The sequence below is a fragment of the Lactobacillus sp. UBA5813 genome (assembly GCF_002417895.1).
In the GTDB taxonomy this organism is placed as follows: domain Bacteria; phylum Bacillota; class Bacilli; order Lactobacillales; family Lactobacillaceae; genus Lactobacillus; species Lactobacillus amylolyticus.
Genome location: NZ_DICZ01000035.1, coordinates 48,510 through 71,755, shown reverse-complemented (window position 1 = coordinate 71,755; position 23,246 = coordinate 48,510). Strand labels below are relative to the sequence as shown.

28 protein-coding genes and 2 pseudogenes are annotated in these 23,246 nt (G+C 36.6%); 25 read left to right on the top strand and 5 right to left on the bottom strand.

From position 1 onward, the window contains the following. A partial coding sequence (locus B2008_RS06735) for a transposase family protein (RefSeq protein WP_286822619.1) occupies positions 1 to 272 on the bottom strand: 272 nt, incomplete at its 3' end. A gap of 189 nt (positions 273 to 461) precedes the next feature. On the opposite strand from B2008_RS06735, the gene B2008_RS06730 reads away from it, so the two are divergent. From B2008_RS06730 to B2008_RS06715, 4 genes and pseudogenes are all read left to right on the top strand, one after another. Then, on the top strand, positions 462 to 1,202 hold the full coding sequence (locus B2008_RS06730; RefSeq protein ID WP_281829100.1) for a hypothetical protein: 741 nt from the start codon (positions 462 to 464) through the stop codon (positions 1,200 to 1,202). Between the two features lie 112 nt (positions 1,203 to 1,314). Continuing rightward, a complete protein-coding gene (locus B2008_RS06725; protein WP_281829101.1) occupies positions 1,315 to 1,530 on the top strand; it encodes a hypothetical protein in 216 nt (71 codons plus the stop codon). Positions 1,531 to 1,601: 71 nt separating this feature from the next. Beyond that, positions 1,602 to 1,894 (top strand): annotated as a pseudogene (locus B2008_RS06720) (type IIL restriction-modification enzyme MmeI); the annotation flags it as partial. Positions 1,895 to 2,010: 116 nt separating this feature from the next. Then, positions 2,011 to 2,739, top strand: a complete 729-nt coding sequence (locus B2008_RS06715; protein WP_281829102.1) for a hypothetical protein — start codon at positions 2,011 to 2,013, stop codon at positions 2,737 to 2,739. A 586-nt stretch (positions 2,740 to 3,325) separates the two neighbouring features. Here B2008_RS06715 and B2008_RS06710 read toward each other — a convergent pair. Continuing rightward, positions 3,326 to 3,910 carry a DJ-1 family glyoxalase III gene (locus B2008_RS06710; RefSeq protein ID WP_281829105.1) on the bottom strand — a complete coding sequence of 195 codons (585 nt, stop codon included), beginning with the start codon at positions 3,908 to 3,910 and terminating at the stop codon, positions 3,326 to 3,328. Positions 3,911 to 3,957: 47 nt separating this feature from the next. After that, the gene (locus tag B2008_RS06705; protein WP_281829211.1) at positions 3,958 to 4,608 is read right to left on the bottom strand and encodes an HAD family hydrolase; all 651 of its coding nucleotides are present in this window, start codon (positions 4,606 to 4,608) and stop codon (positions 3,958 to 3,960) included. A 73-nt stretch (positions 4,609 to 4,681) separates the two neighbouring features. Here B2008_RS06705 and B2008_RS08360 point away from each other — a divergent pair. The 6 genes and pseudogenes from B2008_RS08360 (at position 4,682) to B2008_RS06670 (ending at position 9,056) form a co-directional block, all read left to right on the top strand. Then, positions 4,682 to 5,462, top strand: a pseudogene (locus tag B2008_RS08360) (sulfite exporter TauE/SafE family protein). Positions 5,463 to 5,489: 27 nt separating this feature from the next. Beyond that, positions 5,490 to 6,170 carry a histidine phosphatase family protein gene (locus B2008_RS06690; RefSeq protein ID WP_281829108.1) on the top strand — a complete coding sequence of 227 codons (681 nt, stop codon included), beginning with the start codon at positions 5,490 to 5,492 and terminating at the stop codon, positions 6,168 to 6,170. Positions 6,171 to 6,232: 62 nt separating this feature from the next. Further along, positions 6,233 to 7,129, top strand: a complete 897-nt coding sequence (locus B2008_RS06685; protein ID WP_281829110.1) for a cation diffusion facilitator family transporter — start codon at positions 6,233 to 6,235, stop codon at positions 7,127 to 7,129. 8 nt (positions 7,130 to 7,137) lie between these two features. Beyond that, positions 7,138 to 7,329: a hypothetical protein gene (locus B2008_RS06680; protein ID WP_281829112.1), complete on the top strand. Its 192-nt coding sequence runs from the start codon at positions 7,138 to 7,140 to the stop codon at positions 7,327 to 7,329. 9 nt (positions 7,330 to 7,338) lie between these two features. Then, positions 7,339 to 8,016, top strand: a complete 678-nt coding sequence (locus B2008_RS06675; RefSeq protein WP_281829113.1) for a 2,3-bisphosphoglycerate-dependent phosphoglycerate mutase — start codon at positions 7,339 to 7,341, stop codon at positions 8,014 to 8,016. Positions 8,017 to 8,120: 104 nt separating this feature from the next. Continuing rightward, positions 8,121 to 9,056, top strand: coding sequence for an AAA family ATPase (locus B2008_RS06670; RefSeq protein WP_281829115.1), 936 nt, complete (start codon positions 8,121 to 8,123; stop codon positions 9,054 to 9,056). Between the two features lie 51 nt (positions 9,057 to 9,107). Here the strand turns inward: B2008_RS06670 and pepC are convergent, their stop codons facing one another. Further along, a complete protein-coding gene (pepC, locus tag B2008_RS06665) occupies positions 9,108 to 10,457 on the bottom strand; it encodes an aminopeptidase C (protein WP_281829116.1) in 1,350 nt (449 codons plus the stop codon). Positions 10,458 to 10,537: 80 nt separating this feature from the next. Beyond that, positions 10,538 to 10,726, bottom strand: coding sequence for a hypothetical protein (locus B2008_RS06660; RefSeq protein WP_281829118.1), 189 nt, complete (start codon positions 10,724 to 10,726; stop codon positions 10,538 to 10,540). A 250-nt stretch (positions 10,727 to 10,976) separates the two neighbouring features. Between B2008_RS06660 and B2008_RS06655 the strand changes: the two genes are divergently transcribed. From B2008_RS06655 to B2008_RS06585, 15 genes are all read left to right on the top strand, one after another. Continuing rightward, positions 10,977 to 11,528, top strand: a complete 552-nt coding sequence (locus B2008_RS06655) for a dUTP diphosphatase (protein ID WP_281829119.1) — start codon at positions 10,977 to 10,979, stop codon at positions 11,526 to 11,528. Beyond that, positions 11,528 to 12,904 (top strand): DNA repair protein RadA, encoded by a 1,377-nt coding sequence (gene radA / locus B2008_RS06650; protein WP_281829120.1) that lies wholly within the window; start codon positions 11,528 to 11,530, stop codon positions 12,902 to 12,904. The genes B2008_RS06655 and radA overlap by 1 nt, the downstream gene beginning before the upstream one ends. A gap of 75 nt (positions 12,905 to 12,979) precedes the next feature. Beyond that, positions 12,980 to 14,479, top strand: coding sequence for a glutamate--tRNA ligase (gltX, locus tag B2008_RS06645; protein WP_281829122.1), 1,500 nt, complete (start codon positions 12,980 to 12,982; stop codon positions 14,477 to 14,479). Positions 14,480 to 14,583: 104 nt separating this feature from the next. Next, positions 14,584 to 16,008 (top strand): cysteine--tRNA ligase, encoded by a 1,425-nt coding sequence (gene cysS, locus B2008_RS06640; RefSeq protein ID WP_281829124.1) that lies wholly within the window; start codon positions 14,584 to 14,586, stop codon positions 16,006 to 16,008. Next, positions 16,001 to 16,444, top strand: coding sequence for a Mini-ribonuclease 3 (locus B2008_RS06635; RefSeq protein ID WP_281829126.1), 444 nt, complete (start codon positions 16,001 to 16,003; stop codon positions 16,442 to 16,444). Before cysS ends, B2008_RS06635 begins: the two co-directional genes overlap by 8 nt. Further along, positions 16,431 to 17,186: a 23S rRNA (guanosine(2251)-2'-O)-methyltransferase RlmB gene (gene rlmB, locus B2008_RS06630; protein WP_281829127.1), complete on the top strand. Its 756-nt coding sequence runs from the start codon at positions 16,431 to 16,433 to the stop codon at positions 17,184 to 17,186. The genes B2008_RS06635 and rlmB overlap by 14 nt, the downstream gene beginning before the upstream one ends. Before the next feature lie 161 nt (positions 17,187 to 17,347). Then, positions 17,348 to 17,923, top strand: coding sequence for a sigma-70 family RNA polymerase sigma factor (locus tag B2008_RS06625; protein ID WP_006351883.1), 576 nt, complete (start codon positions 17,348 to 17,350; stop codon positions 17,921 to 17,923). A 78-nt stretch (positions 17,924 to 18,001) separates the two neighbouring features. Next, positions 18,002 to 18,220, top strand: coding sequence for a hypothetical protein (locus tag B2008_RS06620; RefSeq protein WP_281829129.1), 219 nt, complete (start codon positions 18,002 to 18,004; stop codon positions 18,218 to 18,220). A gap of 159 nt (positions 18,221 to 18,379) precedes the next feature. Continuing rightward, a complete protein-coding gene (locus B2008_RS06615; RefSeq protein WP_281829131.1) occupies positions 18,380 to 19,891 on the top strand; it encodes a gluconokinase in 1,512 nt (503 codons plus the stop codon). A gap of 58 nt (positions 19,892 to 19,949) precedes the next feature. Next, positions 19,950 to 20,099 carry a 50S ribosomal protein L33 gene (gene rpmG, locus B2008_RS06610; RefSeq protein WP_006351880.1) on the top strand — a complete coding sequence of 50 codons (150 nt, stop codon included), beginning with the start codon at positions 19,950 to 19,952 and terminating at the stop codon, positions 20,097 to 20,099. 4 nt (positions 20,100 to 20,103) lie between these two features. After that, positions 20,104 to 20,274, top strand: coding sequence for a preprotein translocase subunit SecE (secE, locus tag B2008_RS06605; protein ID WP_281829132.1), 171 nt, complete (start codon positions 20,104 to 20,106; stop codon positions 20,272 to 20,274). Between the two features lie 113 nt (positions 20,275 to 20,387). Further along, positions 20,388 to 20,945, top strand: a complete 558-nt coding sequence (gene nusG, locus B2008_RS06600) for a transcription termination/antitermination protein NusG (protein ID WP_281829134.1) — start codon at positions 20,388 to 20,390, stop codon at positions 20,943 to 20,945. A gap of 129 nt (positions 20,946 to 21,074) precedes the next feature. Further along, complete coding sequence (gene rplK, locus B2008_RS06595; RefSeq protein WP_281829136.1) at positions 21,075 to 21,500, top strand: 50S ribosomal protein L11; 426 nt, start codon at positions 21,075 to 21,077, stop codon at positions 21,498 to 21,500. A gap of 86 nt (positions 21,501 to 21,586) precedes the next feature. Continuing rightward, the gene (gene rplA / locus B2008_RS06590) at positions 21,587 to 22,279 is read left to right on the top strand and encodes a 50S ribosomal protein L1 (protein ID WP_281829137.1); all 693 of its coding nucleotides are present in this window, start codon (positions 21,587 to 21,589) and stop codon (positions 22,277 to 22,279) included. A 99-nt stretch (positions 22,280 to 22,378) separates the two neighbouring features. Continuing rightward, the gene (locus tag B2008_RS06585; protein WP_281829138.1) at positions 22,379 to 23,245 is read left to right on the top strand and encodes a phosphate ABC transporter substrate-binding protein; all 867 of its coding nucleotides are present in this window, start codon (positions 22,379 to 22,381) and stop codon (positions 23,243 to 23,245) included. Position 23,246: the final 1 nt, after the last annotated feature.

Below are 23,246 nucleotides of genomic sequence, written 5' to 3'. Positions count from 1 at the left end.
CTGCAATCACGGCATTTAACTCTCTGTTTGAACAATCTAATTACGACAGGCGTACTTGCATTGGCAGTAATGTAGCGAATATTTGTCTTAAGATGACCGTTGTGAATAATATCAACAGAGCCGCAGAAGGGGCAAGCTGGTTGAATGAGCTCAGCTTCATAAACTTTATATTTCGAACCAGCTTCGGGAATTTTATAAAAATAATCTTTAAAAATAATATTTTGATCTTCAATATTAAGCGAAAATTTAATACAATTGTTGTAAGAGGACATAGCTAACACCTTGATAAATAAAATTTTTAGTGGAATAGATTTTTTATAAAAGAGGACTATGTCCTCCTTTTTTAATGCAATAGAAAATCCTGTTAACAGCTTATCATAGAGATAAGATATCAACAGGAAAAATTATAGAGCCGTTTTTTTGTTCAATCCAATCATACGAGAAAGGAACTCCTTTTTCTAATGTTTTCAGAAATTAATTTAAGGAATCATTCATCCTTACACAAACTATTTTACAGTTTCCAAAAAGGAGACAAATTCAAAAAAATAATTAAATCAGACGTAATAGGTACATATTTAGAAATAAATAAAAAAAGCAAAAGTCCAAATATATCTAATAATGATTGGAACATGAAAAAGATATATGGCTGGTCTAGAAAAGAAACGTACTATCTAGGCGAAGAAGACGAGACTGGAATAACAGAAACGCTTCATGTATTTCCGAAGTATGATAATCTTTTTCAAAATGATTTAGAAAAAAGTATTGTTCTATCATCATTTGATGAGGATCTAGGTGATATGGATAAAGTACAGATGAGAGAAATGTATGAAGAAATTGTCAATGACAAAGGGAGAGGAAAAACTCCATATTTAATGACAGAACATTATTTATTTTCGTTAAAGCATGAAATTGAACGTCGAGAATATCCAACTAAAAAGTTATATTTATCGCCTCATACTCCAGCAGAAATTATTTTAAAACTAGATAAAACTAACTTTAGAAACAATATTCCTGAAATTATTGATGAGTTATACACGGATTTCTTTTTAAACGTTAATGAGGAAATTAAAAAGCATAATGAGGCTAAAAGTGTCGAAAAAAATAGGTGTAACGATATTAATAATTTCTTAGTTAATTGGGAAAAATATCTCCTGAAATCATTAAAAAAATTGAGCAAAGTCTTTCAAGTGATAAGTCCTTAGAAAGGTTCAAAGGGTTATTATATAGGATTGATCAACCTTTTATTTATTACATAGATGAGAACAACGAAGAAGCAAAATTATTAAAAAATATTCACAACAAAGAATTAAAAATATGGATAATTCAGTTTTAAGGAACAAAATAAAAAATTCAGTGTACTCATTTGAAAAATATAATTTAGAAAAGCTAGGGATCGAATTGTCAAAAGAAGATAAGTTTATCTTAGAAGTAGCACTGTATAGACATGCGTTTTCAAATAAAATATTAGAATATTTAAAAAAAGAAAACTGTGATTCAATTTTGATTGATGCATTTGAAAATATTTTATAAACTTCGACATTTATTAAAAGCGTACTGTATAATCTATTTAATGATATTAATAGATAAAGCGAGCGATAAAATTGGACATTACAATACAAAAACGAAACGCTAAACAATTTATTAAAAATTGGGAAAATCGAGGGCATGAAAAACAAGATAGTCAATCATTTTGGCTCCAGCTTTTAAGAGCTGTTCTAGGAATAGAAGAGCCAGAACAATTTATTAAATTTGAAAAGAAGGTTCAGTTATCACATGAAAGTTTTATTGATGGTTACATTGATCAAACTCATGTGATGATAGAACAAAAGGAAGCAACAAAAATTTAGATAAACCTATTAGACAATCTAGTGGAGAGCTACTAACACCTGTTCAGTAGACACAAAGTTATATTTAATATTGTCTTATTTAGAATTTTTTAGTTATTACTTGCATTTTTATTTAATAGAGGTAGAATATGTACTAAAATTAATATTAAAGTAAGATGAAAACATGAAAAGTGTATCTAAGAGTTTTGTGTCTTTAATAGCAGCTACAATGTTATTGACAGCAGGAGAAGGAATGTTTTATAATACTGTTAATGCTTCTACATTAAATTCGGCTGAAAGTAGCTTAAATAATAAGAATAGTGAAGACACTTGGCAGAATGTGAAGTTAATAAATGGAACTGAAATGCAAATTCTTCCAGATAATTCTTCAAAATTAAGTGGGAAGATTAAGTATAACGGTCAAATCTCTTCATATCGTATCATTTCAAACAATGGTATATATACTATCTATTTGAATAATAAAGAAGTGTATTCAGTTGATATAAATGATAGCCAGTTACTCACAACAAATGTAGGCGGTTTTAGTCCATTTATTAATTTTACGTACGCAAATGGTAAGGTAGCATTTAAACATGTGGGTAGAAATTATTATTACTTGACGACTGAGAAATATAATGCAGATACATTAAGAAGATTAAAAGGAACTACTAAGGATGTTATTATTGGTTTGCTTGGCTTTGTTCCTGTAGTTGGTCCTTATGTTTCTGTTGGTGGTTTTGCCTACAGTATTTATAATGATATTTTTGGAAGGAATCCGAAAAATAAATGGTATACGGTAAAGGAATATTGTACTAGAGGATATGAATATTATGCTTGGAAAACTTATACCTATACTGATTCTCATAGAAAACATCTGCAATCTGTTAAATGGGAGTATAAAAAAGTATTATGAGAAAAGCCTTGACTAGCAAAATTGCTAGAAGCACATTAGCGTTTATGTTTATATTTTTTACAGGTTGGTCTTCTGCAAGATTAGTACATACCGGAAAAGCTGAATCGACATATGACTATCTTATTTTAGGAGGATTTAGTCTAGTTTTAGGTATTTTGGAACTATATCGATTAGTAAAAAGTAAGTAACCTAAAACTTCAAAATTTAAAGTAATAAAAACACTGTTAAATGATGACTGATTGATATCATGGTTTAACAGTGTTTTTATGTAAAAATAAAGTTTTAGAAAACTAAATGACGCTTATTTAAATAGTCTTCTTATATGATTCAGTAAGATAATCGACTTAAAATGGTCACAATTGGTCACAGTATTTTCCAAATTAATAAATTTTGTTCCATTTTCTTCCATAATATATTGAATTAATTCAAAAATAGTATGGATTATATCGGATAAAATTTCATTAAATTGGATAATTGTTCCAATTTTGCTAATCGTAAGTTCTCAAAGCGTTAATTTTCAAATTACGTTTATATACAAAAAGCATCTCCAAAATGGAGATGCTTTTTTTGTACCAAGATAGAATAATTATAAGCTGTCTTGAATATTATCGGCTAAATAATCATAAAGCATGGCATGCTTTAAATCTTTAGTTTCAACGCCAAGTGCTTCAGCAATTGCATAAGCAAAAGCCCAAGCAGTAGCGGGCCCACGGCTAGTTAAAATTTTGTGTTCTTTATCAGTAACCGTAATGTCTTCTTTGAAGTGACCAGTTGGCGCATCTTTTTCGGTTTGTTCTTCAATACCTGGATAGCAAGTATAGTCAGCATCAGCTAATACGCCATAGCGTGATAAAGCGCGGGGAGCGGCGCACATTGCAGCATCCCACTTGCCCTGTTCATGACGTTTAACCATGAGATCACGTAACTTTTTATTATCACGCAAATTAGCGGAGCCAGTCATTCCACCTGGAAAAGCTACTAAATCGTAATCAAACAAGCTATCATCAACAACTTTGTCACAGCTTAATTTAATTTTATGGTCACCCATAACGTTTTTGCTGGTTAAACCTACCATATCCGTTTCAACATTTAACCGACGAAGAACATCGACTACGCTTAAGCCTTCTACTTCTTCGCAACCGTCTGCAAATACAACAGCAACTTTAGTCATAAAAAGTTCCTTTCTAAATAACTTAAATTTATCATCATCCCTAATTATTATATATTTAAATAAAATAGTAAATCTGATAGTCTTGATAAATGTAATGTCGGATGAGGAGTAATTGAAATTTTTTCTCTCTTTGGCGTTAACCATAGGGATTTTAGATTAGCGTTTTCTGCTGCTTGGATTTCTTCAGTTAAGTTTGAACCAACTACTAAGCAGGTGTCAGGGTCAAGCTGCAGATCATTAACTACTTGAATCAAATTATTTTTTTCAGGGAACTTTGTAGTAAAATCATCAGCAAAATATAATGCTTCAAAGTAGTCAGCAATTTGTGCTTCTTTTAAGCGTGGCAATAATTCTGCTTTTCTTTCCTTTCCTAAGGCTACTAGATTCAGTTTGCCCTTGACCTGTTCCAAAAAATCTCGACTGTTTTTGATCAGTTGGTGCTGCTTTCTTAAGAAGCCATAAAAAGTTTCTTGGACATTTACTTGGTCTGGCAAAAAATTTTGCAGAAGCAGTTGAATTTGTTGGCCCTCGCTTAATAATTTAAAGCCATTACTGAGCTGAGTATATTTTAATCGTTCACTAGGCCCAAAATTTCTTTGCTGTTTTTTTAATGTTTGCCTTAAAGCAGTTTTTAGGGCAAGCTTTTCATTTAGCAGGGTCCCTTCAGGAACAAAAATCAATGATTCAAAAGTATTCACAATCTTCCTCCTTTGATTACATTGTATAATTTTAATAGCATTTTGTATTTTGATAAAAAATTTGAGGTAAAAAATGGGGATTATCGGAACCTTTATCTTTTTAATTATTGCTGACATTCTGGCAGGAATGGTTTCTGCAATTGCGATTATGCATCGCTTGTTTCATATCCAGCTTTGCTAATTGCAGGTGCACCACCGGTAATGGCAAATATTACAAATACCGCTGCATTGATTTTTACTGGCGCAGGTTCAGCCTTGTCTTCATTGCAAGAAATGAAAGGGCATTGGTTTGAATCGGCCAAATATGCACTGTTTATTTTGAGTGGAGCTTTGGTCGGGAGCTTGCTTTTATTAAGGTTTCCTGGCACTGTTTTTGAAAAACTGGTACCGTTCTTTGTCATTTTTTCAGCTGCAATACTGTTATTAAGTGGCAACAAAAAGTTTTTAATTTAAAAGTCGAACGTTCTACAGGTAAAACGATTGCTACCTATATTGGCATGTTTTTTGCTGGAATGTATACTGGCTATTTTGGTGCTGCAGCCGGAGTTTTAAACTTAATATTTTTAACTTACGTTAGTGATGCGAGTTTTGTTGCCGTTAATGTAATGAAAAATATTTTGGGTTCTTTAGGCAACTTGTTGGCACTAATTGTCTTTATTTTTGGTGCAAAAGTTGACTGGGGGAAAGCAATACCGCTTGCAATTGGTTTGTTTATTGGTGGCTTTATTGGCCAGAAATGCATTAAATATTTGTCACCTAAAGCAGTGCGCTGGATTACCGCAGGCTTTTCCGTTATTTTAGCAAGTTACCTGTCTATACAGCATACCTATAGATCTGGTAAAATATATACGTAGCTGTAAATCGAAAGGGGGAGAATTTTATTGACTACAGAAGTTTATTTAGTTCGGCATGGAGAAACAATGTTTAATCAGCTGAATAAAGTTCAAGGTTGGTGTGATTCTCCATTAACGGTCAAGGGAATTGATGATTTAAAACGCACAGCTAGAGCGTTAGCACAAGTACACTTTGATAATATGTATTCATCCGATTTAAAAAGGGCAATTGATACTGTTCATTTGATGAAGAATGCAAATACTGTTTCTCAAATAGGAAAAATTAGAAAATTGCCAGAGTTTAGAGAGGTTTTCTTCGGTAGTTTTGAAGGCGACGATATCAATAAAACCTGGGCACAAATCGCTAAGACAGCAGGATTAGGCTACGGAACCAATGTGCAAAAAATTATTAAGCAGCTTGGTCTGGAAAAGTTCAGAGAAGCAACCAAAGAAGCTGATCCGCGTCATTTAGCAGAAAATAAGCAAGAACTGGATGAACGAATGAAAAGGGGCATCCAGAATCTTCATGAATTAACAAAGGATGAAGAGCGTGTTTTGCTTGTTTCCCATGGTGATTTTATTAAAACCTTAACAATCAAATATTGGAAGAAAAGCGATGGCTACCATGATATTCCATTTCCAGATAACGGCAGCGTTACTCGCGGATTGCTTCATGATGATGGCCGCTTTGAAATTATCGACTATAATCGAAATGCTGAAAGTTTATAAAAAGTCCTACTGCAGAAGTGGGACTTTTTTTGGTAAACTGGATAGGCGAAAGGAAAATATTTATGGATAAACAAGATCGGACTACAAAACGCTATGTTTTTGTTACTTTGTTGAATGTAATCATTACGATTGCGGAATTCTTCGGTGGAATTATTTCTGGCTCATTATCTTTGCTTTCGGATGCAGTGCATAATTTAAGCGATGTTGGTGCGATCGTTTTGTCTTTTGTTGCTCATTTGATTGGTAAAAGAAACCGCAATAAAAATAAGACTTTTGGTTATCAACGGGCTGAAACTTTAGTCGCTTTTACTAATGGCGTCATTTTGATCGTTATCAGTCTTGTCCTTTTTATTGAAGCAATCGAACGTTTTTGGAAGCCTGAACATATTAAAGGTGGCGTAATGCTAGTCGTTGCCTTAATTGGGTTAATTGCTAATTTTATTTCTATGTTTGCTATGCATCGGGATGCTAAAGGAAACTTAAATGTACGTTCAACTTTTGTGCATATGATGAGTGATGCCTTGTCCAGTTTAGCGGTTGTGATTGGGGCCATTTTTATTTACTTTTGGAAGATTGATTGGCTAGACCCTATTTTAACTATGCTGGTTTCATTGTTTGTTTTGCATGAAGCTTACGAAATTACGATGAAAGCGACAAACGTTCTGATGGAATCAAATCCAGACATCGACCTGAAGAAAATTAATCAGATTGTTCTGAGCTATCCAGAAGTTAAAAATATTCACCATGTCCATATTTGGCGTTATAGTGACGATTACATAATGCTGGATGCCCATTTGAATGTGGATAAGAACTTGACTTGTGGTGAATTTGAAGATCTTTGTCAAAGAATTGGACGAGAATTAAAAGATCAGTTAGGGGTCAACCATATTAACTTGCAAGAAGAATGCGAGCGTGGTCGAAATGATAAAATGATTGTTGAACGAGGCAAGGAAAATTAGGTGCGAAAATGAAAAATGGAGTTAATATTTTTACAGCAATTATCGTAATTATTGTCGGTTTGTATGATTTGTCCTATGTTTATAACCGACGACATCAACCAACAAATAAAGCCGGCTTAAGAGCTTTTACGATTTTAGGTGTGATCTTTACTGTCGGCGGCATAGTCATGCTGATTATGAAGCTGTGTAATTTTATTTAAGGGGATAAGATGGTCAAATTAGTTTTAGTTAGACATGGAGAAAGTGTAGCTAATGCCGCTAATGTGTATACTGGCTGGAATGATGTACCATTAACCAAAAAAGGAGAGCAACAGGCACGCGAAGCAGGACGCTTAATTAACCGAATCTCTGATTTTCATCCCACGCATATCCATACTTCGGTTTTGTCGCGGGCAATTGTCACAGCCAATATTGTAGCCGATGTGTGCAACTTTTTGTATTTGCCGATCACTAAGACATGGCGCCTAAATGAACGCCACTATGGTGCTTTAAGGGGCCTTAACAAGGACATCTCGCGCAAGGTCTTTGGCGTAGAACAAGTCCTAATGTGGCGGCGGAGTTTTGATTCCGTTCCGCCTAAGCAAGGATCGCCGATTGTTGATCGTCGTTATCGTTTATGCGATCAACATTTAATGCCTCGTGCAGAAAGCTTGCATCAGACTCAGTTGCGTTTAATGCCATATTATTATGACGAAGTTGCTTCAAGGATGATGCGCGGGGAGGATCAATTAATTGTTGCTCATGGTTCAAGTTTGCGTGCATTAATCAAAAAACTTGAAGGTATTAATGACCATGACATTGTAAAATTGGAAGTTCCTAACGCGGAGCCAATTATTTACACAATGAATGACGATATGAAAATTATAGATAAGCAAATTTTAAATTAGTGTGCGCTTGCACACTTTTTTAATGCTCTGATTCATGGAATGGGTCACAATTATGGTAAAATTTATTACGAATTAATTATTATTTCTAGTTTGGAGTATTTGGCATGCGTAAAATATTTTTATTGAGAGGCGCACCTGGCTCCGGTAAATCTTCTTTTATTGCCCGTCATCACTTACAACCATATGCGATCAGTCGTGATCAAATTCGGTTATTATTGGCGGATTTAACTGTATATTATCAAGAGGAAGCCGATTATTTACACCAGGTGATCCCGCGTCATGTAACTGTGCAGACGCAAAAAATGGTCGACAATTTGGTCGAACATAAGATGTCTTATGGCGAAACAGTAATTGTAGATGGGACCCATATTGTTCCTAGTGAAATCGAGCATTTCAAGCCATGGGTTGATAAGTATCATTACGAATTATTCGTTATTGACCTGATGCAGCATAATACTTTGGAGAGCTTATTAAAACGCAATCAAATCAGAATGCATTATGATTGGGTAAAGCCTGAGGTAGTTAAACAAATGTATCGTTCGTATAAAGCCCATCCCGAGGTTCCAGAATGGGCACATGGAATTGTTCCAAGTCAAATGGAAAAGGCTCTTTCGCAACGTGAAAGCAATCTTGATCGTTATTTTCATGTGATTGCAGTTCCTGATCAAGTTGCGGAAGAAGATTTTCCACATGTGCATATCTCGAATTTTTATTTTTCTTTCAACGACAAATTCACAGAAAAATATGGTACTTATCGAAATGTGGTTACGATTGCGAAAACTCGTGATGAAGCTGTGGAAGAATTTAAATTGCCTTATTTTGTTTTTAAATTTCATCACAAGCACTTTTTGATTTCAGCGTATCCGATTAGAAACGAAATGTTGGATCCAATTCATAAGGTTCATGGTGTTTGGTCCTATAATACGGGGCTATATAATGTTGCTGATTATTTAAAAGAATTCCCAGAAAATCGTGAACAACATGTTCATCAATTCAATTTAAGCAAGCTTGATTCGACAAGATTGCTGCATATTTGGTAAAAAAAGAAGTTACTCACAAGAGCAACTTCTTTTTTGTTGAAAAATATTTTATTAGTACTTAAAGGCTAAAGCACCCATTGGGTCCCATGGCAATAATTGAATAGGATTCTTCTTGCCTTCGTCGTAGGCTTTCTTTAAGTCATCTGGCAAGAACTTCTTGTTGATAACTGCTTGATAAACAAATGAATCAAACCACTTATCACTCATAACAAAGTAACCTTTGAATCCAGGCTTGTCACCCCATGAGTTTTCAATCTTCCACTTAGTTGGCTTGCCATCTACGATATCAACGCCGGTGATTACCATTGCGTGGTCCATCATGCTTTCGCCAGAATCAAGCATTTCAGCCTTAGACATTGAAAAGTTAACATCAAATAATTCATCGCGTCTGTAAAGTGCAGTATCAAGAAGACCGGCCTTACGTTCAGAATCCTTAACAACATTTGAACCAAACCAAACAACTTCGCCGCTCTTTAATTGCTTGATGATCAAGTCCTTCATTTCGTCTACTTTCAAGTTTAAGTGACGAACTTGACGACCGCCTTCAACGTTTCCTAAGTATTCAACTGAGAATACTTTGTGGAAAGGTTTGTCAGCAGTTGGAGCATTGATTGTGGAAATGTGGTTTTCAAGATCCATGCCCACGTATTTATCAAAGAATTCCTTTGGGGTAATGTCCTTATCAATGTGGTAATTCTTGTCGTCGTCACGGTATTCAAAGTTGAACTTCTTTGGTGGAACGCCAAGAGAAATTGAAAGAACGCGGAAGACATCGTTTAACATCTCTTCCTTGCGTTTTTCGACTTTGTCTTTAGATTTGCCATCGTTAACCAATTTGCGCAATTCAAGACCATCTTTGCGAAGCAAAGTATTCAAAGTGTCATTTAATGCACTTGAGTTGTTTGAGTTGGCAGTTTCTGGATAAACGCTCTTAGGAACAATACCGTATTTTTCAATAATGCCACAGAGCATGTCCCATTGCCCACCGTCTTGTTGTGGGGTAGCAAATAAGAATGAAACCTTGCGGTCACCTAAATCTTTATCGGCAGTTGCAATAACATTTTCAAAGAACCAATTGGATTTTTCGAACTTGTCCCAGAAGTTAGTGTAGTTTTGTGACAATTCAAAGTCCTTTAACTTGAACTTCTTTTGCAATGGGTGACGCATGGTGTTCAAAGCACTGAACATCCAGCAACGGCCAGATTGCTTTTGGTCAGCAGGTTTGCCAGTATCGATTTCGATTGAGAAAGTTGGGTCTAAATCAATCTTAGTTTGCAAGTCTTGACTTGCTTTAAAAATACCGTTTTCTTGAGCGGCCCGGCTAGCAACTTTGGCAGCAGGGTGGTTAGTTAAGTCATTTTCAAATTTAGCAATGATATCACTAGAAATTTCTTTTGCCATATTTTCCTCCTTAGAGATTTAATCAACATTTAATCAATTCCTATTTTATCCTATAAAAAAAGAAGCGTCCAAGAAGGCGCTTAAAAATTAAATGGTTTGTGGTACCATATGGCTTCTAATTCGGGATGCTGTTTGAAATATTTAATTGCAATTGGATCCAATGGCCAAATCTTTTTTTCACTTTCTTGGACAAAGACAACTACATCATGCATTATAAGTGAAATTTCATGTTGATCATGTTGTTCAGGATTAAGAAATAGATGATTCATAATCCAAACGGTCTCGTCCTTTCGCTCAATTAAATCGAGATCGGTCCGGGATGTGATTATATCGTTGTCGTTTTTACGTGTGAAATATTTTTTTGTTGGGATAGTCATTTTATTTTCCTTTTGACGGTAAAAAGAGATTTTTTTACGTATTTAATAGATAGAGGAATAAATTCTTTTTGCTTTCAATAAAACATTGTAAAATAGATACCTAGTAAAATAAAAGTAATAAATGATGGAGTTTTTTTAAAAGATGAAAATACGTGGCTTTGAAGTTGTTTCTAAGTATCAAGATCAAGGAATTAATTTGCCAAGACGGCAGACTTTAGCTAGTGCCGGCTATGATCTTGAAGCAGCCGAAGATATTACAATTCCAAGTATTTGGCGGTTAAACTTTGTAAGAATCTTTCGCTTGATTAGAAACGGCCATCAAATTTTTGAACGTGACTATGAAATGGCAGAAAAATTGTTAAAGCCAATTTTAGTTCCTACAGGCTTAAAAGCTTACATGCCTGAAGATGAGGTGCTTATTTTGGCTAATCGTTCATCCAACACCTTCAAGCGCAATCTTAGTTTGCCAAATGGAATTGGCGTAATTGATGCAGATTACTACGATAATCCAAAAAATGAAGGCGAAATTTTTGTGCAAATGATCAACTACGGCGTTCGTCCGCTTCATATTCACAAGGGAGATCGAATTGCACAAGGTATTTTTATGAAATATCTAAAAACTGATGATGATGATCCAATTGATCGTCAGAGAATCAGTGGTTTTGGATCAACTAATGAGAATGAGGGGCATTAATGGCAAGGGTAAAAACACAATATAAATGTCGTTCATGCGGCTATATTTCAGCATCTTATTTGGGTCGCTGTCCTAACTGCGGAGCATGGAATCAATTTGAAAAAGAAACGCAAGAAGTTCAAAAGCGTTCAGCTAAAGCAGCGCCTAGTCAATTAATTAAAAAGACAGGGATTAATGAACCGGTCAATTTGGAAAAAGTAAAGGCTGAAAAGGGAAACCGAATTCCAACTGAATCAGAAGAATTAAACCGCGTTTTGGGCGGAGGAATTGTGCCAGGATCATTAGTCCTAATCGGCGGCGATCCAGGAATCGGCAAGTCTACTCTGATGCTGCAAATTATGAGCGATTTATCCAAAAAATATAAAGTTCTCTATGTTTCAGGTGAAGAGTCGGCAAATCAAATTAAATTGCGGGCAGACCGCCTAGGCGTTGGTCAAAGTCAAATGCTGCTTTATCCAGAAACCGATATGCATGATATCAGAGAAACCATTGATGATGTTAAACCAGATTTTGTGGTTATTGATTCAATTCAAACAATGAATGAACCAAGTTTAGATTCAATGACTGGTTCAGTTTCACAGGTCCGTGAGGTTACCAGTGAACTAATGAAGATCGCTAAAATGGATGCCATTACGGTTTTTGTTATTGGGCATGTTACCAAGGAAGGTGCAATCGCTGGGCCGAAAATCTTGGAACATATGGTAGATACAGTCCTTTACTTTGAAGGGGATGAACACCATTCATACCGGATTTTGCATTCTGTTAAAAACCGTTTTGGCGCTGCGAATGAAATTGGGATGTTTGAAATGGAAAACAATGGCTTAAGAGAAGTTACCAATCCATCTTCAATTTTTCTTGATCAGCGTTTGCCGCAATCAACCGGATCGGCGGTAGTAGTTTCGCTTGAAGGAACAAGGCCGCTGCTCGCAGAAATTCAGGCTTTGGTTACTCCGACCGCTTTTGGTTATGCTAAAAGAACGACGTCGGGAATTGACTATAATCGTGCAGCTCTTCTTCTGGCTGTTCTTGAAAAACGAGGCAACTTAATGCTGCAGAATCAAGATGTTTACTTAACTGCTACCGGTGGTATTCGTCTTAGTGAGCCTGCGATTGATTTGGCTGCAATCATGGCCGTTGCTTCCAGCTATACTGACAAGGAGATTCAACCGACTGATTGCTTTGTGGGTGAAGTTGGCTTGACTGGTGAAGTAAGAAGAGTCAATAAAATTGAAGCACGAGTAAAAGAGGCCGCAAAAGTTGGGTTTAAGCGAATTTTTATTCCACGACATAATCTCAGCAAAAGCTTAATGAATAATGGAATTGAAGTTATTCCTGTTTCTAGCGTCCCTCAAGCATTAAAGTTAGTTTTTAATTAGTAAGATTGAACTTTTTGTCTATTACGCGTAAACTAATACTGTTACAATCTACTATTTTTGAAAGAGGCATGAATTTTGGCTAAAGAAAAGATTCGTGTAAGATATGCACCAAGTCCAACTGGTCACTTACACATTGGTAATGCACGTACTGCACTTTTTAACTATTTATTCGCTCGTCACAATAAGGGTACTTTTGTTTTAAGAATTGAAGATACCGACCAAAAGCGTAACGTTAAAGGCGGTTCAAAGTCACAGATGGAGAACTTGCATTGGCTTGGTATCGACTGGGACGAAGGTCCTGATAAGGGCGGAGACTATGGTCCATACCGTCAATCAGAAAGAAAAGACATTTATAACAAATACATCAAGCAATTGATTGACGAAGGCAAAGCTTACTATTCCTACAAGACTGAAGAAGAACTTGAAGCTCAACGTGAAGAACAACGTGCAATGGGCATTGCTCCTCACTACACTTATGAATATGAAGGCATGACTGCTGATGAAATTAAAAAGGCTCAAGATGAAGCCAAGGCAAAGGGCTTGAAGCCAGTTGTTCGTATTCATATTCCAGAAATGGAAACTTATGAATGGGACGATATCGTTAAGGGTCACTTAAGCTTTGAATCAGACACTATCGGCGGCGACTTTGTTATTCAAAAGCGTGATGGCATGCCAACTTATAACTTTGCCGTTGTTGTTGATGACCACTTAATGAAGATTACTCATGTTCTTCGTGGTGATGACCACGTTTCAAACACTCCTAAGCAATTAGTTGTTTATGAAGCACTTGGCTGGAAGCCACCTAAGTTTGGTCACATGACTTTGATTATTAACGCTGCTACTGGTAAAAAGCTTTCAAAGCGTGATGAATCAGTTTTGCAATTCATTGAACAATATCGTGACCTTGGTTACTTGCCAGATGCCATGTTTAACTTCATTACGCTTCTTGGCTGGTCACCAAAGGGTGAAAGTGAAATCTTCAGCAAACGTGAATTTATTAAGCAATTTGATCCTTCACGTTTGTCAAAATCACCTGCCGCTTTTGACCAAAAGAAGCTTGAATGGGTTAACAACCAATATATCAAGAAGGCTGATCATGATACCTTGCTTGATTTGGCACTTAACAACTTGCAAGAAGCAGGCCTTGTTGATGAACATCCAACACCAGAAAAGATGGAATGGGTTCGCCAATTGGTAAACATTTATTCAGTTCAAATGTCATATACTAAACAAATTGTTGATATGGCAAAGATTTTCTTCACTGATGCAGAAAACCTGTCAGATGAAGAACTTGAGGAAATCAAGAAGGACGATGCCCGTCCAGTAATTGAAGAATTCAAGAAGCAATTAGATTTGATTCCTCGCTTCACTTCAGTTCAAATCATGAATGCAATCCAAGCTACTCGTCATGCTACTGGCATCAAGGGTAGAAAGTTGTTTATGCCAATCAGAATTGCTACTACTAGATCAATGGTAGGCCCTGGTATCGGTGAAGCCATGGAACTTTTAGGCAAGGAAAAGGTAATTAAGCACTTGGGCTTGACCTTAAAGCAAATGGAAGAGAATGGTCTTTAATTTTTTAAAACCATAAAATCTAAAAAGAAGCTGTAAATGACTGCAGCTTCTTTTTTCTTTGGTAAAATATGGGTAATGATTACAAAGAAGGGAAAGAGCAAGCTGTGAAAGTTTTTAATACCTTATCGCGTAAAAAAGAGGAGTTCAAACCATTAGTTCCCGGACAAATTAGCATGTATGTTTGTGGACCAACGGTTTATAACTACATTCATATCGGCAATGCCAGAAGCGTAATTGCGTTTGACACGATTCGTCGCTATTTTGAATATCGGGGTTATAAAGTTAAATACGTTTCTAACTTTACTGATGTCGATGACAAGATGATTAATGAAGCAAGGGCTGAAAATACCACTGTTCCTAAGCTTGCTGAAAGATATATTAATGCTTATTTAGAGGATACAGAGGCACTTAACGTTGAACCAGCGACGCTCCATCCTCGTGCTACTCATGAAATAAAAGAGATTATTGCCTTTGTAAAAGAATTGATTGCTAAGGGTTATGCTTATGAAGTTGATGGCGATGTTTATTACCGTGCTAAAAAGTTTGCCGATTATGGCAAATTGAGTGATCAAAATATTGCGCAACTTGAAGAAGGTGCTTCAGAGCATATTAACGATACTGAGCAGCAGCGTAAGGAAGATCCGATCGATTTTGCTCTTTGGAAGGCACAAAAGGAACCTAATGAAATTGCTTGGGACTCACCATGGGGTAAAGGCCGTCCAGGCTGGCATATTGAATGTTCAGTTATGTCAACCAAATATTTAGGCGACACCATCGATATTCATGGTGGTGGACAAGATTTGGAATTTCCACACCATGAAAACGAAATTGCGCAGAGTGAAGCCAAAACCGGCAAGAAATTTGTTAATTATTGGCTTCATAATGGCTTTGTCACTGTAGGTAAAGACCAAGAAAAGATGTCAAAATCTTTGCATAATTTTGTGACTGTGCACGATATTATCAAAGAGGTAGATCCACAAGTTCTGCGTTTCTTTATGGCCAGTGTTCAATATCGTCGACAAATCAATTATTCAGAAGATAATTTAAAGCAAGCTCAGGTTATTTTGGAGCGGTTTAAGAATACACTGACTAACATTAATTATCGCTTGGAAGAAGACACAGCTAGCCAAGAAGATGCTGCCTTGAAGCAGGCCGTTGTTCAAACCAAACTTAAATTTGAACAGGCAATGGATGACGATTTTAATGTTCAAAATGCTTTAACAGCAATTTATGAATTATTGCCAGTGGTTAACGCAAATACTAATCTTGCTAATGTAGACAAAACTGAACTAAAGCAGTTCAAGAAGCTGCTTTGCCAATGGCTGAATATTTTTGGCATCGATTGTGATAAGCTGGTTGCAACTAAAGCTAGTGCAGAAGATGAGCAAATTGATGCGTTGGTTAAAAAGCGTGATGAAGCCCGTAAAAATAAAGATTGGGCTACAAGTGATCAAATTCGAGATCAATTAAAAGAAATGGGGATTACGATTCAAGATACTCCTCAAGGAACAAGGTGGACTCGTGATTAAAGTAAAGAAGTTAACTGAAAAAGATGTCAATCCAGATACTTTAAATGGTCAGACTTTGGCCTATTTTGGGGATGCCGTTTATGAAGTTTATATTCGGCGGCACCTAGTTAAAGGCGGAATTGTGCGACCACAAGTTTTGCAGCTAGAAGCTACGCATTATGTTTCCGCTAAAGCTCAGGCTGGTTTGATCACCAAGATGAGAGCTGAGCAAATGCTGTCAGAAATTGAGCTGACAGCTTTCCGTCGTGGGCGTAATGCCAAAACTCACACTAAGGCTAAGCATACTAGTTTGAAAACCTATCAATTATCGACTGGCTTTGAAGCGATGTTGGGTTATCTTGACTTGGCTGGTGAATATGAGCGAGTTGATCAATTGGTCTTTTGGTGCATTAATGCTGTGGAAAATGGAGATTTAGAAAAATATGACTTCGAATGATAAAGATTTCGTGTTTGGCCGTCATGCCGGACTAGACTTTTTAAAAACACAATCAGCAGATCGAATTAATAAAGTCTTTTTGCAGCATGGGGTTCAAGAAGATTTTGCCAATCAAGTTTATGCTTTAGCTAAGAAAAAAAGATTAGTTGTTCAGACAGCACCTAAGAATAAATTGGATCGACTGGTAGCTGGCGGAAACCATCAGGGCCTGGTGCTGGCTGTTTCTAGTTTTGAATATGCTGACCTTGATCAATTGCTGGATGAATTTGATCAAGCAGGTAAGGAACCATTCTTGCTAATGTTAGATTCAATTGAAGACCCTCATAATCTTGGCTCGATTTTACGTTCAGCTGATGCAACTGGAGTAGATGCGATTATTATTCCTAAGCGCCATGCTTCTGGCTTGACATCGGTAGTTGCAAAAACATCAACCGGAGCAATAGATTATGTACCGGTAGCTAGAGTTAATAATTTGGTACAAACAACAAAAAATTTGAAAAAGCGCGGTTATTGGGTTTTTGGCACCGACATGAAAGGAACGGACTACCGTCAGTGGAACGCTAACGGCAAAACAGTTTTAGTTATTGGCAATGAAGGCAAGGGGATTGCTCCACTGTTAAAAAAGCAGATGGATCAAACTCTGACTTTGCCAATGGTAGGGCATGTGCAGTCCTTAAATGCCAGTGTTGCAACCGGTATTCTGCTATATCAAATGTTAAATAGCAGAAATCCATTAAAATAAGGATTTGACCAGATACAAGTAACGATTTTTGTGAGCGGCAGCAAAGACAAAAATCGTTTTTTGTTTGCCTACAATTGCCGAAGTGTGGTTCTGTCATTATTTATCCCGTATTCTAATACTCAGAGGTTTTAAGAAAAATAAAAAAGCGAGGGTAAATAATTATGATCCATGCAAAGAAAGAAGCAAAATTAATCAGTGCAGCACGTCAAGACGATGAAAAAGCATTATTGCAATTATTTGAAAAATATCGTCCGTTAGTTGTAAAGAGTAGAAGAAAATTCTACTTCCGCGACTTTGATGATGACGACTGGGAACAAGAAGCACTGATTGTTTGCTTAGATGCAGTTGACAGCTACAATCCAAATCGAGGCAAGTTTGGAACTTTTTATAAGAAGCGATTATACAATCGAGCAGTTGACTTATTGCGCTACCGTACAACCAGCCGCAGAATTGGAAATGAAATTATGTTATCACTTGAGGCTTTAATTGAATGTGATAGCAACAAAATAATTGAGCCGATTGAACAGCCAATTGCTACGGTTGCGAATATGGAGAACTTAGCTGATTTTTTCAGAAATTTGTCTGATCCTGAATTGGTTGCGATGAAGGTCTTTTTAGGTCATTACACAATTGAAGAAGCAGCAGAAAAATATAATATGTCAATTGAGAAAATCAAGCGCGCAGGTCAACGTGCTTATCAAAAATTATTGAAAGCAGTCTTTGATCAAGTTAAGTAAATGGACAGTAATCGCTAGCTGATAACTGCTATCTTTGGTATAATATATCTCGTAGAATATTTTAGGAGGTAATTTAAGATGACAGACGAAATTATTAAGACTGCATTGTTAGACCGTCACATGAACGAAGTTTTTGACTGGAGCGATTCAAAGTTACCAGTTAGAGATGCCCTTTGGGACTATTTCATGGAAAAGAATGGTAGAGATACCATGAAGACGGAGGAAGATATGCTTCCATTTTTGAAAGACTCTGACGATAAAGTTAAAGCCTTCGTCAACGAAAATCTTAAGAAGTAAATCCGACTAAAAACAATGTTCTACGCACAGTGGTTACGCTTTGTTTGACCACCATGACAGCTACTGATTAGTAGCTGTTTTTTTGTGCTCTTTTTTATAATCTGCTATAATTTTGAAAATTAATTATCTAAATATTGGAAGAAGTTTTATTCAAAAAATATGAACTACATAATTGGCATGGATGTTGGCACGACCGCAACCAAAGGCGTGCTTTATGATGAAAATGGCAGTCAAATTTTTGGAATGTGCATTCCATATCCTTTGATTCAAGATGAAATTGGTCAGGCCGAAGAAGATCCAGAAGTGATTTTTGATGCTGTTCAGCAAATTATTTATAAACTTTCCCAAAAAGCGAATGGCAAAATTTTGGCAATTTCCTGGTCAAGCCAGATGCATTCCTTGATTGGTTTAGATGAAAATAAAAAATTATTAACTAACAGCATCACTTGGGCGGATAATCGTGCCGAAGAGACAGTTGCTAAGGCCAAAGCAACTGGCCTTGCAAAAATAATTTATCTACACACCGGCATGCCGATTCATCCGATGGCACCAGTTTATAAATTGTTGTGGCTTAAGGAGAATAATCATCAGCTTTATAAAAAAGCAAAATACTGGATAGGAATAAAAGACTATTTAATTTATCGCTTAACTGGTGAAATATGGGAAGACATTCCTATGGCGGCCGGCAGCGGGATGCTTAATTTAAAAACTTTAATATGGGATAAAGAAATTCTAGCTCAGTTAGATTTGGATACAGAACAATTGCCCAAATTAACCACCCCAACCCAAATTATTTCTTGGATAAATGATGAATATCGTCAAAAATTAAATTTAAATTTCAACACGGTAATCGTACTAGGAGCGAGCGATGGTTACTTGTCTACAATCGGTGTCGGTGTTTTAAATAAAAATAATTTTGCCCTTAATGTCGGCACATCAGGAGCAGTCAGAACGCTAGTAAACAAGCCAGTGATTGATAAAAAGACCAGATTTTTTTGCTACCCGGCAAATAATAATTCATATTTAATTGGCGGACCGGTAAATAACGGCGGGATTATTTTTGAATGGGCACGCAAAACAATTTTTAATGCTGATGAAACAGCCAAAGATTTCTTGAATATTGCTCAGACTGTTCCTGCTGGCAGTGGTGGTCTGATTTTTCATCCATATTTAGGTGGAGAAAGGGCACCCATTTGGAATGCTGATGCTAAAGGCTCTTTTGTCGGACTAACGCGTAATCATACTAAACCGCAGATAGCACGCAGCGTTATCGAGGGTATTGTTTTTAATCTGTTAGGGGCCTCACATGCTATCACGGAAAATATTGGCAAGCCACAAACGATTAGAGTTACGGGTGGTTTTGTAAAAAGCAATTTTGTTAGACAAATGCTGGCTAACGTCTTTAATCTGACAGTCACCGCATTGAAAAACAATCAAAGTGGTACTTTGGCGGCCACGTTTTTAGCGCGTCTTGCTCTAAGGATGAATCATGAGCTAAATGAAATTGGCAATTTTGTTAAAGAAGATAAAGTTTATTTTCCAAATGGTAAAGATGTAAAAATTTATCAAGAATTGATCCCTATCTATCGTGAGGTAGAAAAAGAAATTAGTCATAGTTATCAAAAAATCGCAGCCTTTCAAACTCGGCATCCAGATTTGTTTACAAATTAAGACTAATTGCTTTATTGAATTAATCCTGTTAAAATAATTTAAGTTTGGAAGTGAGATTATGGCAGTTAGAAAAGCAGCCCTAGCCTGCAGCGTCTGTGGGTCACGTAATTACTCAATCACCGCAAGCAAAAATCGCACTCAGCGACTTGAATTGAAAAAGTTTTGCAAACATTGCGGCAAGATGACTTTACATAAAGAAACGAGGTAAGAGAATGTTTAAGTTCATTAAGAGTGTGAGACATGAAATGAAATTAGTTACATGGCCAACTTACAAACAAAATCGTCACGATACTATGACTGTTATTGTGAGTTCAATTTTGTTTGCCATTTATTTAGGTGCACTTGACTGGGCTTTCAGTGCATTGACTCAAGCAGTTATGTAAAGCAGATAATAATAGCTAACAAAATCAGACCGTGGTATAATATGGTTAACTGATTAAGAAAACCTCATTTGCGAGGTTTTTTTGTTTGCAATAATTTAAGGAGAATTATTTAAATGGTCGAAACAGCAAAAAAACAATGGTATGTTTTACACACATATTCTGGCTATGAGGACAAAGTAAAGTCTGACTTATTGTCACGTGCACAAAGTATGGGAATGCAAGACTACATTTTCCGCGTAATGGTTCCAGAAGAAGAAAAGGTTGAAACTGTTCGTGGCAAAAAACAAGAAGTTGAAGAAAAGATTTTCCCAGGCTACGTTTTGGTTGAAATGGTAATGACTGATGAAAGCTGGTTCGTCGTTAGAAATACCCCAAACGTTACTGGATTCGTTGGTTCTCATGGTGGTGGTTCCAAACCTTCACCACTTCTTCCAGAAGAAGTAGAACGTTTGCTTAACCAACAAGGTCAACCAGAAAAGAAGAAGCCAACTGTCAACTTCGAATTGGGTGAACAAGTTACGATTACTGAAGGTGCCTTTAACGGCATAGTTGGTAAGATCACCGATATTCAACCAGATAAATACAAGCTTTATGTTTCAGTAGACATGTTTGGTCGAGCAACGACAGCTGAATTAGATTACGATCAAGTAAAGAAGCTTGATGAAGAATAAACTAGATAATTAGTTGTTGTAATTGCGGTTAAACCATGGTAAGATACTAAAGTATGTTTATTATTGTGGGAGGAGAAGTAGGTAAATTCCCCATTTTAACCGCATCACGGAATCAAGGAGGTTTTGACCGTGGCAAAGAAAGTTATTAACGTAGTTAAGTTACAAATCCCAGCTGGTGCTGCAACACCTGCACCTCCAGTTGGTCCTGCTTTGGGTCAAGCTGGTATTAACATTGTAGGTTTCACTAAGGACTTCAATGCTAGAACTGCTGACCAAAAAGGCATGATTATCCCTGTAGTTATTACAGTTTATGAAGATCGTTCGTTCGAATTCATTACTAAGACTCCACCAGCAGCTATTTTGCTTAAGCAAGCTGCTAAGATCAAGAAGGCTTCTGGTGAACCTAATACCAAGAAAGTTGGTAAGGTAACTAAGGACCAAGTCAAGGAAATTGCCGAGACTAAGATGAAAGACCTTAACGCTGCTGATGTTGGAGCTGCTATGCGCATGGTTGAAGGTACCGCTAGAAGTATGGGTATCGAAGTCGAAGACTAATCCGGTTATTTAGGAACTTAAGTAACACATTAGGTGGGAGAGTTCAGAGAAAACTCGTTTGACCACATATACAAGGAGGAAATCACATGCCAAAGCATGGTAAGAAATATTTAGAAGCTGCTAAAAAAGTAGATTCAAATAAGCTTTACTCAGTAAAAGAAGCTATGGAACTTGTTAAGGAAACCTCATATGCAGGCTTTGACGCTTCAGTTGAAGTTGCTTACAACTTGAGTGTTGATCCTAAGCAAGCAGACCAACAAATTCGTGGTTCACTTGTTTTACCTAACGGTACTGGTAAGACCCAAAAGGTTATCGTATTCGCTGAAGGTCCACAAGCTGAACAAGCTAAGGCCGCAGGTGCTGACGAAGTTGGTTCTGATGAATTAGTTGAAAAGATTCAAAACGGTTACTTGGACTTTGATGTTGTTGTAGCAACCCCTATGATGATGGCTAAGGTTGGTCGTTTAGGTCGTATCCTTGGACCTAAGGGCTTGATGCCAAACCCTAAGACTGGCACTGTAACTATGGACATCGAAAAGGCTGTTAAGAACGTTAAGGCTGGTCAAGTAGAATACCGTCTAGACCGTCAAGCTGCTATTCACGCTGCTATTGGTAAGGTCTCATTTACTGCTGATCAATTAGTAGAAAACTTTGATGCTTTACGTGACGTAATCTTACGTGCTCGTCCTGCATCAGCTAAGGGCCAATACATCAAGAGTGTTGCTGTTTCAGCAACCTTTGGCCCAGGGATCAAGCTTGATCCATTAAACTTGAACTAGTTTAATAAAATTAGTCAATAAAAGCGTCTCGTATATTGCGAGGCGCTTTTTTTCTATGGTATCATTAATTGAATTTAAGTAAGTAAAAAGGAGCCACTCATGCATAAACATCACTTTGGCGGAATAATTACAGTTTGTTTATTACTGCTGTTTTTTTTAACTGGATGCCAAAATAATAGTTCACGAATTACGGTTGTTGGTTCAAGTGCGATGCAATTGCTTGCTGAACAGGCCGGCAATGATTATCGCCTTGCACATCCAAGCAGCAATATTGTAGTTCAAGGTGGAGGATCTGGTACTGGATTAAGTCAAATTCAAGCCGGTGCAGTCCAAATTGGAACTTCCGATGTTTTTGCCGAAACGCAAAGTGGAATTAATGCAAAAAAGCTTAAGGATCATTTAATCGCTGTCGTTGGAATTGTTCCAATAGTCAATAAAGATGTTGGTGTTAAAAACTTATCTTTAACGCAGCTGCAAAAGATTTTTACTGGTGAAATTACTAATTGGAAACAAGTCGGCGGCAAAAATGAGTCAATTACTGTTATTAATCGCTCCAAAGGCAGCGGGACTCGGACTACTTTTGAAGATATCGTCCTTAAAGGCAAAAAGCCGGTTGCTGCGCAAGAACAAGATTCTAATGGAACAGTAAAAAAGATTGTTGCTTCAACGCCGGGAACAATTAGCTACATTTCTTTCCCTTATGCAAATGATCAAAATATTCAAAAATTGAGTATTGATAACATCCAACCCACCAATCAAAATATCACGACGAATAAATGGCAACTTTGGAGTTATGAGCATATGTACACGAAGCTAAAGCCAAGCCAAGCAACGCAAGACTTTATTGATTACATGTTAGGAAGCAAAGTACAGGAGGATTTAATTCCGAAGATCGGCTATTTAAGTATTAAGGATATGAAGGTAGAAAGAGATAGCAACAATCAAGTTACTAAGATAGGCAACTAAA